The sequence below is a fragment of the Roseomonas sp. 18066 genome (genome assembly GCF_902706185.1).
Lineage (GTDB): Bacteria > Pseudomonadota > Alphaproteobacteria > Acetobacterales > Acetobacteraceae > Pseudoroseomonas.
In genome coordinates this window covers 1-13,501 of sequence record NZ_CACSJM010000016.1, presented here as the reverse complement: position 1 = coordinate 13,501, position 13,501 = coordinate 1, and the positions used below count along the sequence as shown (strand labels likewise).

13 protein-coding genes and 1 tRNA gene are annotated in these 13,501 nt (G+C 67.0%); all 14 read right to left on the bottom strand.

Translation table 11 applies throughout. The annotated features are described in order from the left end of the window. Window positions 1–4: 4 nt before the first annotated feature. Window positions 5–1,516 (bottom strand): NADH-quinone oxidoreductase subunit M, encoded by a 1,512-nt coding sequence (locus GVN67_RS05230; protein ID WP_159993514.1) that lies wholly within the window; start codon window positions 1,514–1,516, stop codon window positions 5–7. After that, the gene (gene nuoL, locus GVN67_RS05225; protein WP_159993512.1) at window positions 1,513–3,429 is read right to left on the bottom strand and encodes an NADH-quinone oxidoreductase subunit L; all 1,917 of its coding nucleotides are present in this window, start codon (window positions 3,427–3,429) and stop codon (window positions 1,513–1,515) included. The genes GVN67_RS05230 and nuoL overlap by 4 nt, the downstream gene beginning before the upstream one ends. 4 nt (window positions 3,430–3,433) lie before the next feature. Continuing rightward, window positions 3,434–3,745 (bottom strand): NADH-quinone oxidoreductase subunit NuoK, encoded by a 312-nt coding sequence (gene nuoK / locus GVN67_RS05220; protein ID WP_200845140.1) that lies wholly within the window; start codon window positions 3,743–3,745, stop codon window positions 3,434–3,436. After that, window positions 3,745–4,476, bottom strand: coding sequence for an NADH-quinone oxidoreductase subunit J (locus GVN67_RS05215; RefSeq protein WP_159993510.1), 732 nt, complete (start codon window positions 4,474–4,476; stop codon window positions 3,745–3,747). The genes nuoK and GVN67_RS05215 overlap by 1 nt, the downstream gene beginning before the upstream one ends. 126 nt (window positions 4,477–4,602) lie before the next feature. After that, on the bottom strand, window positions 4,603–5,091 hold the full coding sequence (nuoI, locus tag GVN67_RS05210) for an NADH-quinone oxidoreductase subunit NuoI (RefSeq protein WP_159993508.1): 489 nt from the start codon (window positions 5,089–5,091) through the stop codon (window positions 4,603–4,605). An 83-nt stretch (window positions 5,092–5,174) separates the two neighbouring features. Continuing rightward, window positions 5,175–6,185, bottom strand: a complete 1,011-nt coding sequence (gene nuoH / locus GVN67_RS05205) for an NADH-quinone oxidoreductase subunit NuoH (RefSeq protein ID WP_159993506.1) — start codon at window positions 6,183–6,185, stop codon at window positions 5,175–5,177. Between the two features lie 6 nt (window positions 6,186–6,191). Next, a complete protein-coding gene (gene nuoG / locus GVN67_RS05200; protein ID WP_159993504.1) occupies window positions 6,192–8,252 on the bottom strand; it encodes an NADH-quinone oxidoreductase subunit NuoG in 2,061 nt (686 codons plus the stop codon). Between the two features lie 6 nt (window positions 8,253–8,258). Then, complete coding sequence (gene nuoF, locus GVN67_RS05195; protein WP_159993502.1) at window positions 8,259–9,569, bottom strand: NADH-quinone oxidoreductase subunit NuoF; 1,311 nt, start codon at window positions 9,567–9,569, stop codon at window positions 8,259–8,261. A 4-nt stretch (window positions 9,570–9,573) separates the two neighbouring features. Then, window positions 9,574–10,215 (bottom strand): NAD(P)H-dependent oxidoreductase subunit E, encoded by a 642-nt coding sequence (locus tag GVN67_RS05190; protein ID WP_159993500.1) that lies wholly within the window; start codon window positions 10,213–10,215, stop codon window positions 9,574–9,576. Continuing rightward, window positions 10,212–11,429: an NADH-quinone oxidoreductase subunit D gene (locus GVN67_RS05185; RefSeq protein WP_159993498.1), complete on the bottom strand. Its 1,218-nt coding sequence runs from the start codon at window positions 11,427–11,429 to the stop codon at window positions 10,212–10,214. The genes GVN67_RS05190 and GVN67_RS05185 overlap by 4 nt, the downstream gene beginning before the upstream one ends. Next, complete coding sequence (locus GVN67_RS05180) at window positions 11,426–12,097, bottom strand: NADH-quinone oxidoreductase subunit C (RefSeq protein WP_408906345.1); 672 nt, start codon at window positions 12,095–12,097, stop codon at window positions 11,426–11,428. The genes GVN67_RS05185 and GVN67_RS05180 overlap by 4 nt, the downstream gene beginning before the upstream one ends. Then, the gene (locus GVN67_RS05175) at window positions 12,090–12,644 is read right to left on the bottom strand and encodes an NADH-quinone oxidoreductase subunit B family protein (protein WP_159993494.1); all 555 of its coding nucleotides are present in this window, start codon (window positions 12,642–12,644) and stop codon (window positions 12,090–12,092) included. Before GVN67_RS05175 ends, GVN67_RS05180 begins: the two co-directional genes overlap by 8 nt. A 7-nt stretch (window positions 12,645–12,651) precedes the next feature. Then, window positions 12,652–13,020 (bottom strand): NADH-quinone oxidoreductase subunit A, encoded by a 369-nt coding sequence (locus GVN67_RS05170; RefSeq protein WP_159993492.1) that lies wholly within the window; start codon window positions 13,018–13,020, stop codon window positions 12,652–12,654. 227 nt (window positions 13,021–13,247) lie between these two features. Next, window positions 13,248–13,324 (bottom strand) — tRNA-Asp (locus GVN67_RS05165). Window positions 13,325–13,501 lie beyond the last annotated feature (177 nt).

Here is a 13,501-nt window from a genome sequence, read left to right as displayed (position 1 = left end):
CCGGTCACATCCCGGCCAGGCGGGGCAGCGCCATCGCGGCTTCATGCCGCGTGACGAGGGCCGCGACGCTGACCTCGAAGAAGGAGAAGAAGGACGAGGGATAGAGGCCCATCCACAGCGTCAGCACGATCAGCGGCGCGAAGGTCACCACCTCCCGCGGGCTGAGGTCCAGCAGCACCCGCAGGTCGTCCCGCGTGATCTTCGAGAAGATCACCCGGCGATACAGCCACAGCATATAGGCGGCACCCAGGATCATGCCCGTCGCGGCACCGACCGCCACCCAGGGGCTGGCATGCCAGGCGCCGACGATCACCAGGAACTCGCCGGGGAAGCCGGCGGTGCCGGGGAGTGCCACCGACCCCATGGTGAACAGCATGAACACCGCCGCATAGACCGGCATGATCTTGGCGACGCCGCCATAGCGCAGGATCTCGCGGCTATGGACGCGGTCGTAGAGGACGCCCACGCAGAGGAACAGCGCGCCCGAGACCACGCCGTGGCTCAGCATCTGGAAGATGGCGCCCGAGATGCCCTGGTGGTTCATCGTGAAGATGCCGATCGTCACGATGCCCATATGGGCGACCGAGGAATAGGCGATCAGCTTCTTCATGTCCTCCTGCGCCAGCGCCACCAGCGAGGTGTAGACGACGGCGATGACGGAGAGCGCGAAGATCAGCGGCGCGAACCACTCCACCGCCTGCGGCAGCAGCGGCAGCGAGAAGCGCAGGAAGCCATAGGCCCCCATCTTCAGCAGCACGCCGGCCAGGATCACCGAGCCCGCCGTCGGCGCCTCGACATGCGCGTCCGGCAGCCAGGTATGCACCGGCCACATCGGCACCTTCACCGCGAAGGAGGCGAAGAAGGCCAGGAACAGCCAGACCTGGACATGCGGCGCGATGCGCAGCTCGAACAGCGCCGGGATATAGGTGGTGCCGGCGGCATACCACAGCGCCAGCAGCGCCAGCAGCATCAGCAGCGAGCCGAGCAGCGTGTAGAGGAACAGCTTGTAGGCAGCATAGACCCGCCGCGCCCCGCCCCAGACGCCGATGATCAGGAACATCGGGATCAGGACGCCCTCGAAGAAGATGTAGAACATCACCATGTCCAGCGAGCTGAACATGCCGATCATCATCGTCTCGAGGATCAGGAAGGCCATCATATACTCGCGCACCCGGCTCTGGATCGCCTCCCAGGAGGAGAGGATGCAGAGCGGCGTCAGCGCGGTGGCCAGCAGCACGAAGAGGACGGAGATGCCGTCCACCCCCATGTGATAGCCCAGCCCGAATTCCGGCATCCAGTCCAGCCGCTCGACGAACTGGAAGTCCGCCGTCGTCTTGTCGAACTGGAACCACAGGATCAGCGACAGGCCGAAGGTGATCAGGCTGGTCCACAGCGCCGTCCAGCGCGCATTGGCCGCCACCACCTGCTCGTCGCCACGGACGAAGAGCAGGATGCCCGCGCCCAGCAGCGGCAGGAAGGTGAGCAGCGAGAGCAGGGGGAAACCCGCGGCGTTCATCGACCGACCCCAAACAGGAAGATGCTGACGAAGAGGACGAGCCCGATGATCATCGCGAAGGCGTAGTTCGCCACCCGCCCCGACTGCAGCCGCACCACCCGGCCCGAGGCCAGGACCGTCAGCCTGGCAGCGCCGTTCGGCATGCCGTCGATGATCTTCACGTCGCCGGTCTTCCACAGCACCTGCGCGAGGCAGCGCACAGGCTGGACGAAGATCCGGTCATAGAGCTCGTCGAAATACCACTTGTTCAGCAGGAAGCGGTACAGGCCGGGCACGGCGCCCGCCACCTTCCCCGGGATGGAGGGGACGAACATGTAGCAGAGATAGGCCAGGGCGATGCCCACCACGCCGGCCACCGTCGGCGCCAGCGGCACCCAGCCCGGCACCTCATGCGCGTCATGCATGATGTGGTTGTGCGGCGCGTTGACGATCGAGCCGTTCCAGAAGGCCTGCCAGTGGTGGCCGACGAAGTCCTCGTGGAAATAGGCGCCGGTGAACAGCGCGCCCAGCGCCAGCACCAGCAGCGGGATCAGCATGACCGGCGGGCTCTCATGCACGTGCTCCATCGTGTGATGGTCAGCCCGCGGCGTGCCGTGGAAGGTCATGATGATCAGCCGCCAGGAGTAGAAGGCGGTCAGGAAGGCCGCGACCATGCCGCAGAAGAAGGCGTACTTGGCCGTCCAGCCATGGCCGGCGAAGGCGGCTTCGAGCACGAAGTCCTTCGAGTAGTAGCCGGCGAAGAAGGGCACGCCCGCCAGCGCCAGGCTGCCGATCCAGAACATCGCGTAGGTGACCGGGATCTTCTTCCAGATCCCGCCCATCTTGCGGATGTCCTGCTCGTCCGACATGGCGTGGATCACCGAGCCGGCCGAGAGGAACAGCAGCGCCTTGAAGAAGGCATGGGTAAAGAGGTGGAACACCGCCGCCTGATAGGCGCCGACGCCGACCGCGAAGAACATGTAGCCGAGCTGCGAGCAGGTCGAATAGGCGATGACCCGCTTGATGTCGTTCTGCACCATGCCGACCGAGGCGGCGAAGAGCGCCGTCGTCGCGCCGATCACGGTGATGAAGCCCAGCACGTTCGGCGCGTATTCGATGACCGGCGACATGCGCGCCATCAGGAACACGCCCGCCGTGACCAGCGTCGCCGCATGGATCAGCGCGGAGACCGGGGTCGGGCCTTCCATCGCGTCCGGCAGCCAGGTGTGCAGGCCGATCTGCGCCGACTTGCCCATGGCGCCCAGGAACAGCAGCAGCGCGATCACCTCGGTCGCCGGATAGCCGGCAAACGTCACCTGCCGCGCCGCCTCGATGCCCTGGAAGATCGTGTCGAACTCGATCGAGCCGAAGGTCCAGAAGGTCAGCGCCATGCCCAGCATGAAGAACAGGTCGCCGACGCGGTTGACGATGAAGGCCTTCATCGCCGCCCGGTTGGCGCTTTCCTTCTCGTACCAGTAGCCGATCAGCAGATAGCTCGCGAGGCCGATGCCCTCCCAGCCGAAGAACAGCTGGGCCAGGTTGTCGGCGGTCACCAGCATCAGCATCATGAAGGTGAAGAGCGACAGGTAGCTGAAGAAGCGCGGCGTCGTCGGGTCATGCGACATGTAGCCGACGCTGTAGAGATGGATCATGGTCGAGGCGAGCGTGACCATGCCGACCATGACGACCGACAGGGTGTCGTAGCGCAGCGCCCAGGAGAATTGCAGCCCGCCGACATCCAGCCAGGTCACGATCTCGACCGTGGCGGGGGCATGGCCCCAGGCCACCTGCGCGAAGGAGGACAGCCCGCAGAAGGCGGCGAGCGCCATGCAGAGCACGGTCACCCACTGGGCCGCGCGGTCGCCGATCAGCCGGCCGAACAGCCCGGCGATCAGCGAACCCAGCAGCGGGAAGAAGACAGCACCGACGAACATTGGGCTAACCCTTCAGGGTGGAGACGTCCTCCACCTCGATGCTGCCGCGGTTGCGGAAGTAGATGACAAGGATGGCGAGACCGATGGCGGCTTCCGCGGCCGCCACGGTCAGCACGAAGAGGGCGAAGATCTGCCCGGTGAGATCCTGCAGGGCCGAGGAGAAGGCCACCATGTTCAGGTTCACCGAGAGCAGGATCAGCTCCAGCGACATCAGGATGACGATGACGTTCTTGCGGTTCATGAAAATACCGAAGATGCCGAGCACGAGCAGGATCGCGCTGACCGTCAGGTAGTGGCCGAGGCCGATGGTCAGCATCAGTGATGCCCCCCGCCATGCTTGTCGTCGGATCCGTGCCCGTGATCGTCGTCGCCATGGCCGTGGCCATGGATCGCCTTGGGCTTGGGCGGGGCCGGCACGGGCCGGCGGACGATGCCGAGCTCGGCCAGGCCCTTGCGCGGCGGCACCGAGGTCAGCACCACGGCCTCGCCGCGGGCGACCTGGACGCCGATGTCCTGGCGCCGGCTGTTGGCCGGCTTGTCGCGCAAGGTCAGCACGATGGCGCCGATCATGGCGACCAGCAGGATCAACCCGGCGACCTGGAACAGGAAGATATAGTCCGTGTAGATCAGCTGGCCGAGGGCGGCGGTGTTGCTCAGCCCGTTCTCCGGCGCCGCGTTCATGCGCAGCGCGCCGGCCTCCGGCGCGAACTGCCAGGAGCCGAAGACGAAGAGCAGCTCGAGGAACAGGATCGCCCCGATCACCGCGCCGATCGGCGCGTAGCGCTGAAAGCCTTCCCGCAGCCGGCTGAAGTCGATGTCCAGCATCATGACGATGAACAGGAACAGGACCGCGACCGCGCCGACATAGACGATGACCAGGATCATCGCCAGGAATTCCGCCCCCGCGAGCAGGAACAGCGCCGAGGCGTTGAAGAACGCCAGGATCAGGAACAGCACGCTGTGCACGGGGTTGCGGCTGGTCACGACCATGACCGCGGAGGCGATCAGGATGGCCGCGAAGACATAGAAGGCGAGTGCGGCGATCATCGCAGCCCGCCCGCGTGCAGATGCAGCATCATGGCACCGTTCCGAGAAAGCCGTCCTGGCAGGAGGACGGGGCCGTGAAGGAAAGCGGCGGGGATGGCACGACCGGACCCATCCCCGCTGCAGAACTCAGCGGTAAGGCGCGTCGAGCTCGAGGCGCCGGGCGATTTCCGGCTCCCACCGGTCACCGTTCGAGAGCAGCCGATCCTTGTCGTAGATCAGCTCCGCCCGGGTCTCGGTCGCGAACTCGAAATTCGGCCCTTCGACGATGGCGTCCACCGGGCAGGCTTCCTCGCACATGCCGCAATAGATGCACTTCGTCATGTCGATGTCGTAGCGCGTGGTGCGGCGCGACCCGTCTTCACGCGGCTCGGCCTCGATGGTGATGGCCAGCGCCGGGCAGACCGCCTCGCACAGCTTGCAGGCGATGCAGCGTTCCTCGCCATTGGCGTAGCGGCGCAGCGCATGCTCGCCCTTGAAGCGCGGCGACAGCGCCGTCTTCTCGAAGGGGTAGTTGATGGTGCTTTTCGGCGCGAAGAAATACTTCAGCGTCAGCGCCATGCCCGAGGCCAGCTCGGCCAGCAGCAGGCTGCGCGCCATCCGGTCCAGCGTTGCCATCTCTCACCTCGCAGCGCGGGGGTAGCCCGCGCTCTCCAGAAGGACAAGGTCCGTCGTCACGACCGACAGGGGATTGGGGCGGGTCATGCCGGCAGCCAGCCCATGATCTTCAGCACGAAGGCCGTCAGGATCAGCCAGCCCAGGCTGAAGGGCAGGAAGATCTTCCAGCCCAGCCGCATCAGCTGGTCGTAGCGGTAGCGGGGGAAGGTCGCGCGCACCCAGACGAAGGTGAACAGGCAGACGCAGATCTTCAGGATGAACCAGATCGGCCCCGGCACCCAGTTGAAGGGCGCCATGTCGATCGGCGGCAGCCAGCCCCCCAGGAAGAGGATGGTGGTCATCGCCGACATCAGGAACATGTTGGCGTATTCGCCGAGGAAGAACAGCGCGTAGGTCATGGAGGAATATTCCACCATGAAGCCCGCGACGAGCTCCGACTCACCTTCCGCCAGGTCGAAGGGCGGCCGGTTGGTCTCCGCCAGGGTCGAGATGAAGAAGATGATGAACATCGGGAAGAGCGGGATGGCGAACCACACCGTGCTCTGCGCCCGCACGATCTCCGTCAGGTTCAGGCTGCCCACGCAGAGCAGCACCGTGACGATGACCAGGCCCATCGAGACTTCGTAGGAGACCATCTGCGCCGCCGAGCGCAGCGCGCCCAGGAAGGCGTATTTGGAGTTCGACGCCCAGCCGGCGATGACGATGCCGTAGACGCCGAGCGAGCTGATCGCCAGCAGGTAGAGCACGCCGACATTGATGTCGGCGATCGCCCAGCCATCGGCCACCGGGATCACCGCCCAGGCGATCAGCGCCAGCACCAGGGTCAGCATCGGGCCGATGATGAACAGGGCCCGGCTGGCGCCGGCGGGGATGATCGTCTCCTTCAGCAGCATCTTCAGCGCGTCGGCGAAGGGCTGCAGCAGGCCGAAGGGGCCGACCATGTTGGGCCCCTTCCGCATCTGCATCGCCGCCATGATCTTGCGCTCGGCATAGGTCATGTAGGCGACGCCGATCAGCAGCGGCACCAGCATCGCCAGGGCCTGGGCCACGGTGATGGCCAGGATGCCGATCGGGGAAGCGAGGAAAGCGTCCATGGCCCCTTACTCCGCCGCCAGCTTGGGCGTGGCGTCGTTATAGATGCGGCTGCACTCGGCCATCGTCTCCGACGCCCGGCTGATCGCATCGGCCTGCCAGTAATCGGTCACCGGCAGGGTGAATTCCGTGTGAGAGATCGGGGTCACGCCGGCGACAGGGCCGGCGGTGTCCAGGCAGCCGCCGGCCACCCGGCCATCGACCATGCCGAAGACCGGATTGGCCGCGACCATCCGCGCCCGCAGCGCCTCCAGCGTGTCGAAGTCCAGCGCCACGCCCAGCGCGGCGCCGGCGGCACGGACGATGCGCCAATCCTCGCGCGCCTCGCCCGGGGCATGCAGCGCCATGCGGCCGCGCTGCACCCGGCCCTCGGTGTTGACGTAGGTGCCGTCCTTCTCGGGATAGGCGGCGCCCGGCAGGATCACGTCGGCGCGGCTGGCCGCGCGGTCGCCGTGATGGCCCTGGTAGACGACGAAGGTGCCATCCGCGATCAGCGCCGGGTCGAAGCCATCGGCGCCCAGCAGCCACAGCGCGTCGACGCCGCCGCCCAGCATGGCAGCGAGGTCGAGCCCGCCCGGACCCGGCAGGAAGCCGGCATCCAGCGCGCCGACCTGGCCGCCGAACAGATGCAGCAGGTTGAAGCCGTGCCATTCCGGGGTCAGGGCGCCGACCGATTCCGCCAGCGCCCAGGCCGCGGCCAGCACCGCCGCGCCATCGGCCCGCGCGATCGCCGCGCGGCCCAGGATGATCATCGGCTTCGAGGCGCCCTTCAGCACCTCGGCGAAGCCTTCGCCGGCCTGCAGCGCGGCCAGCGCGGCAGGCCCCTCGCCCAGATGCTCGGCCTTGTAGGTCAGGTTCAGGCCCTTCGGCCCGACGAAGCCGACCTTCATGGCGCCCGAGGCCCAGCGCTTGCGGATGCGCGCGTTCAGCACGGGCGCTTCCTGGCGCGGATTGCTGCCGATGATCAGCAGCGCATCGGCCTCGTCGATGCCGGCGATGCCGGTGTTGAACAGATACTGGTCGCGGCGGCGGCCATCGATGGCGGCGCCGTCCTGCCGGCAGTCCAGATTGGCCGAGCCGAGGCCCGTCATCAGCTGGCGCAGGGCGAAGGCGCTCTCGGCATCGACCAGGTCGCCGGCGACGGCGCCGATCCGCGCCGGGGCCAGGCCCTGGAAGCGGTCGGCGATGGCGGCGAAGGCCTCTTCCCAGCTCGCCGGGCGCAGCTTGCCGTCGACCCGGATCCAGGGGCGGTCCAGCCGCTTGCGCTTCAGGCCGTCGAAGGAGAAGCGGCCACGGTCGGCCATCCACTCCTCGTTCACGTCCTCATTGGTGCGCGGCAGGATGCGCAGCACTTCCGGGCCGCGGGTGTCGATGCGGATCGCCGCGCCCACCGCGTCCAGCACGTCGATGCTGTCGGTCTTGCCCAGCTCCCAGGGGCGGGAGACGAAGGCGTAGGGCCGGCTGGTCAGCGCGCCGACCGGGCAGATGTCGATCAGATTGCCCGACAGCTCGGTGGTCAGGGCGCGCTCGACATAGGTGCCGATCTGCATGTCCTCGCCGCGGCCCGTCGCGCCGAGCTCCGGCACGCCGGCCACCTCGGTCGCGAAGCGGATGCAGCGGGTGCACTGGATGCAGCGGGTCATGATCGTCTTGACCAGCGGACCCATGTACTTGTCCTTCACCGCGCGCTTCTGCTCGCGGTAACGGCCGCCCTGCCCGCCATAGGCGGTCGCCTGGTCCTGCAGGTCGCATTCGCCGCCCTGGTCGCAGATCGGGCAGTCCAGCGGATGGTTGATCAGCAGGAATTCCATGACGTTGCGACGCGCGTTGCGCACCATCGCACTGTCCGTGAAGACCTTCATGCCATCGGCGACCGGATAGGCGCAGGAGGCGACCGGCTTCGGCGCCTTCTCCACCTCGACCAGGCACATCCGGCAATTGCCGGCGACCGACAGCCGCTCATGGTAGCAGAAGCGCGGGATTTCCTTGCCGGCGGCCTCGCAGGCCTGCAGCACGGTGGCGCCGTTCGGGACCTCGATCTCGATCCCGTCGACTGTGACCTTCGCCATGGTCGCTTACTCCGCCGCCAGCGGCAGGGGGCCGCCGAGTTTCTTGGCGTGATAGTCCCGGATGCGCTCTTCCATCAGCGGGCGGAAGTGCCGGATCAGGCCCTGCACCGGCCAGACGCCGCCATCGGCCAGCGCGCAGATGGTGTGGCCCTCGATCTGCCGCGTGACGCTTTCGAGCACGTCGATCTCGGCGAGCTCGGCGCGGCCCTCGACCATGCGGTCCATCAGGCGCTTCTGCCAGCCCATGCCCTCCCGGCAGGGGGTGCACTGGCCGCAGCTCTCATGCTTGTAGAAATGCGCCAGCCGCGCGATCGCCTTGATGATGTCGGTGGACTTGTCCATGACGATCACGCCGGCGGTGCCCAGGCCCGACTTGTGCTCGCGCAGCGCGTCGAAATCCATCAGCACGTCGTCGCAGATATGCTTGGGCAGCAGCGGCGTCGACGACCCGCCGGGGATGACGGCCAGCAGGTTGTCCCAGCCGCCGCGCACGCCGCCGGCATAGCGGTCGATCAGCTCCCGCATCGGGATGCTCATCTCGGCTTCGACATTGCAGGGCTTGTTCACATGCCCCTGGATGCAGAAGATTTTCGTCCCGACATTCTTGGGGCGGCCGAAGCTCGAGAACCAGGACGCGCCGCGCTTCAGGATGGCGGGAACCACCGCGATGGTCTCGACGTTGTTCACGGTCGTCGGGCAGCCATAGAGGCCGACGGCGGCCGGGAAAGGCGGCTTCAGCCGCGGCATCCCCTTCTTGCCCTCGAGGCTCTCGATCAGCGCCGTCTCTTCGCCGCAGATATAGGCGCCAGCGCCGCGATGGACGTAGAGGTCGAAGTCCCAGCCAGAGCCCGCGGCGTTCTTGCCGAGGAGGCCCGCATCATAGGCCTCGTCGATCGCGGCCTGCAGCACCTGGATCTCGTTGTAGTATTCGCCGCGGACATAGATGTAGCCCGCATGCGCGCCCATGCCGACGCCGGCATAGAGGCAGCCCTCGATCAGCAGATGCGGATCGTTGCGGATGATGTCGCGGTCCTTGCAGGTGCCCGGCTCCGACTCGTCGCCGTTGACGACCAGGTAGGAGGGGCGGCCGTCCGGCGAGGCCTTGGGCATGAAGGACCACTTCATGCCGGTCGGGAAGCCGGCGCCGCCACGGCCGCGCAGGCCGGACTGCTTCATCTCCTCGATGATCCAGTCGCGCCCCTTGGCGATGATCGCCGCGGTGCCGTCCCAGCTGCCGCGCCGCCGCGCGTCCTTCAGGTTCCACGGATGCAGGCCGTAGAGGTTGGTGAAGATGCGGTCCTTGTCGCTCAGCGCCATGGTCTCACTCCTTCACGTCGGCCATGGGAATGTCGAGCACCGTCTCGGCCCCGCCGATCGGCGCGCTGCCCTGGCGGCCGGTCACGCTGCCCGGGGTCGGCCGCTCGCCGCGCTTCAGCGCCTCGATCAGCTTGACCGTGCTGTCGTAATCCATGTCCTCGTAGTAGTCGTCATCCACCTGCAGGATCGGCGCGTTGACGCAGCCGCCCAAGCATTCCACCTCGGTCATGGTGAAGATGCCGTCCTCGCTGGTGTCGCCATAGCCCTTCAGGTGGCCGGCATCCTTGCAGGCGCGCAGCACCTCGTCCGAGCCGCGCAGCCAGCAGGGCGTCGTGCCGCAGACCTGCAGGTGGAAGCGGCCGATCGGCTTGGTGTTGAACATGAAGTAGAAGGTGGCCACCTCGTAGACACGGATCGGCGCCATGCCGAGCCGCTCCGCGATGGTGTCCATGGCGATGCGCGGCGTCCAGGCGCTGCCGGTCAGCCGGCCCATCTGCTTCTGCGCGACATAGAGCAGCGGGATGACGCCGCTGGCCTTCTTGCTCTCGGGATAGCGCGCCAGGATCTTGGCGATCTGCGCCTCGCTATCCGCGTCGAAGGCGAAGCTCGCCGGCTCCTCGTGAGTATGCGAATGCGGGGCGCTCACCGGTCGATCTCTCCGAAGACGATGTCCAGGCTGCCGATGACGGACACGGCGTCGGCCAGCATGTGGCCCTTGGACAGTTTCTCCATCGCCTGCAGATGCGCGAAGCCAGGCGCGCGGATCTTGCAGCGATAGGGTTTGTTGGTGCCGTCGGCGACCAGGAAGACGCCGAACTCGCCCTTCGGCGCCTCGACGGCCGTGTAGGTCGACCCCTCGGGCACGTGGTAGCCCTCGGAATACAGCTTGAAGTGGTGGATCAGCGCTTCCATCGAGCGCTTCATCTCGCCCCGCTGCGGCGGCGCGATCTTGGCGTCGGCCACCTTGATCGGGCCGCCCGGCATCTGCGCCAGGCACTGCTTCACGATCTTCAGGCTCTCGCGCATCTCGGCGATGCGGACCAGGTAGCGCTCGAAGCAGTCGCCATGGCTGCCGACCGGGATCTCGAAGTCGAGCTGGTCATAGATGTCGTAGGGCTGGCTGCGGCGCAGGTCCCAGGCGCAGCCCGAGGCGCGGATGCAGGGGCCGGTGAAGCCCCAGGCCATCGCCTCCTCGGCGGACATGATGCCGATATCGACGGTGCGCTGCTTGAAGATGCGGTTGCCGGTCAGCAGCCGCTCGATGTCGTCGACGAAGGTCGGGAACTGCTCGGCCCAGGCGCTGATGCGCTCGGAGAGCCCCGCCGGCATGTCCTTGGCGACGCCGCCCGGACGGACATAGTTCGCGTGGTAATGCGAGCCCGAGACCGCCTCGTAGAATTCCAGCAGCACCTCGCGCTGCTCGAAGCCCCAGAGGCTCGGCGTCGTGGCACCCACATCCAGCGCATAGGTGGTGATGTTCAGGATGTGGTTCAGGATGCGGCTGATCTCGGCGAAGAGCACGCGGATATACTGCGCGCGGATCGGCGCCTCGATGCCCAGCAGACGCTCGGTGGCCAGGGCGAAGGCATGCTCCTGCGCCATCGGCGCCACGTAGTCGAGGCGATCGAAGTACGGCAGCGCCTGCAGGTAGGTCTTGTGCTCGATCAGCTTCTCGGTGCCGCGATGCAGCAGGCCGATATGCGGGTCGGCACGCTCCACCACCTCGCCCTGCATCTCCAGGATCAGGCGCAGCACGCCATGCGCCGCCGGATGCTGCGGGCCGAAATTGATGGTGTGGCTGTCGATCTCGACGGTGCGGGTGCCGCCCGAGGCCGGGGTGTCGTCGGTGCTGAGGCTCATTCGCGGGTGATCCGGTTGAGATGCACCTTCTCGTCGCCGGGCAGCGTCGTCATGCCTTCCCAGGGCGAGAGGAAATCGAAATTGCGGAATTCCTGGGTCAGCTTCACCGGCTCATAGACCACGGCCTGGCGCTCGGGGTCGTAGCGGACCTCGACGAAGCCGGTGAGCGGGAAGTCCTTGCGCAGCGGATGCCCCTCGAAGCCGTAATCCGTCAGGATCCGGCGCAGGTCGGGCTGGCCGTCGAAGACCACGCCATACATGTCCCAGGTCTCGCGCTCGAACCAGGTGGCCGAGGGCCAGATGTCGCAGACGGTGGCCACCGGCGTCGCCGCGTCGGTCGCCACGATCACCCGGATGCGCTGGTTCTGCGCCATCGACAGCAGGTTGTAGACGACGTCGAAGCGCTCGGGCCGGGTCGGCCAGTCGACGCCGCAGACATCGATGCACAGCTCGAAGGCGAAGCGCGGGTCGTCGCGCAGCATCATCAGGGTCGCGTGCAGCGCCTCGCGGCGGATGCGGATCTCGACCTCGACGCCGCGGGCGATCTGGCTGTCCAGCAGCACGCCCCCGGGCAGGGAGGCGGCGACGGCGGCCAGCAGCGCCTGTTCAGCGGTCGGCGGCGGCGGCGGGGCCTCGGCGGGCGCGGCCGCGATATCGTTCTCAGCCACGGAGGATGCTCCCCGTCCGGCGGATCTTCTTCTGCAGCTGCATGATGCCGTAGACCAGCGCCTCGGCCGTCGGCGGGCAGCCGGGGACATAGACGTCGACCGGCACGACGCGGTCGCAGCCGCGCACCACGCTGTAGCTGTAGTGATAGTAGCCGCCGCCATTGGCGCAGCTGCCCATCGAGATGACCCAGCGCGGCTCGGCCATCTGGTCGTAGACCTTGCGCAGCGCCGGGGCCATCTTGTTGGTCAGCGTGCCGGCCACGATCATCACATCCGACTGCCGCGGCGAGCCGCGCGGGATGACGCCGAAGCGATCGAGATCGTATCGCGGCATATAGGCATGGATCATCGGCACCGCGCAGCAGGCCAGGCCGAAGGTCATCGGCCAGAGGCTGCCGGTCCGGGCCCAGTTCACCACCTTGTCCAGGTTGGCGACCACGAAGCCCTTTTCCTCGATCTCGCCGGAGACGCCCTGGAGGACCGCGTCCTGCTCAGCCCCCGGCGGCAAGGCCTGCTGGTTCCAGGCCAGCTGATTGCTCGCGCTCATGCGCCGGTCACTCCCAGTCCAGGGCGCCTTTGCGCCATTCATAGATGAAGCCGACCGTGAGCACGCCGAGGAACCCCATCATCGACAGGAAGCCCAGCCAGCCGATCTGCCCGAGCGAGACGGCCCAGGGAAACAGGAAGGCGACCTCGAGGTCGAAGATGATGAACAGGATGGCGACCAGGTAGAATCGCACATCGAAGCGCCGCCGCGTGTCGTCGAAGGGCTCGAAGCCGCACTCATAGGCGGAGACTTTCTCCGCATAAGGCTTCTGCCGGGCCGCCAGCACGCTGCCGCCCACCATCGCGATGGCGATGCCGCCGGCGATGGCCAGGAAGACCAGGATCGGGAAATAGTTCGCCAGCAGGGGCTGGGTCATGATGCGTCCGTCCCTCGGGCCCGGGGCCCAACAAGGCCGTGCACAGGGGAGCACACGGCCAGCCACGCCGCGGGGCATGCCGCAGCGCAACGCTGGGCGGACATTACCCCCCAAGCGCCCGGTTCGCCATAGCCCCCAGGCCATTGCAGAACATTGAAAGATGGAAAGCCGCCAAGACAAAAACGCCGCCCTGGAAGATCCAGGGCGGCGTTTTTGACTGATACGACTGGCGCGAGTGACGGGGCTCGAACCCGCGACCTCCGGCGTGACAGGCCGGCGCTCTAACCAACTGAGCTACACCCGCTTCCGTCGTGGAGGGGGAATTACGGCCCAGCGCCCCTGATGTCAACGACCGAAAATCACCTTTTCGGGGATTGATATGACAGAGAAATGGCTCTGCTGAGGCTGCCCCGGGACAACCCGGCGACGGCGCCGAGTCCCGCCCCGGCCACCTTTCGTCGTCGTCGCTTCTCGCTGGCTT

Bases quoted from the DNA above. Each gene is read 5' to 3' on its own strand.
- GVN67_RS05230 (WP_159993514.1), bottom strand. From the start codon at position 1,516: ATGAACGCCGCGGGTTTCCCCCTGCTCTCGCTGCTCACCTTCCTGCCG.
- nuoL (WP_159993512.1), bottom strand. From the start codon at position 3,429: ATGTTCGTCGGTGCTGTCTTCTTCCCGCTGCTGGGTTCGCTGATCGCC.
- nuoK (WP_200845140.1), bottom strand. From the start codon at position 3,745: ATGCTGACCATCGGCCTCGGCCACTACCTGACGGTCAGCGCGATCCTG.
- GVN67_RS05215 (WP_159993510.1), bottom strand. From the start codon at position 4,476: ATGATCGCCGCACTCGCCTTCTATGTCTTCGCGGCCATCCTGATCGCC.
- nuoI (WP_159993508.1), bottom strand. From the start codon at position 5,091: ATGGCAACGCTGGACCGGATGGCGCGCAGCCTGCTGCTGGCCGAGCTG.
- nuoH (WP_159993506.1), bottom strand. From the start codon at position 6,185: ATGGACGCTTTCCTCGCTTCCCCGATCGGCATCCTGGCCATCACCGTG.
- nuoG (WP_159993504.1), bottom strand. From the start codon at position 8,252: ATGGCGAAGGTCACAGTCGACGGGATCGAGATCGAGGTCCCGAACGGC.
- nuoF (WP_159993502.1), bottom strand. From the start codon at position 9,569: ATGGCGCTGAGCGACAAGGACCGCATCTTCACCAACCTCTACGGCCTG.
- GVN67_RS05185 (WP_159993498.1), bottom strand. From the start codon at position 11,429: ATGAGCCTCAGCACCGACGACACCCCGGCCTCGGGCGGCACCCGCACC.
- GVN67_RS05175 (WP_159993494.1), bottom strand. From the start codon at position 12,644: ATGAGCGCGAGCAATCAGCTGGCCTGGAACCAGCAGGCCTTGCCGCCG.
- GVN67_RS05170 (WP_159993492.1), bottom strand. From the start codon at position 13,020: ATGACCCAGCCCCTGCTGGCGAACTATTTCCCGATCCTGGTCTTCCTG.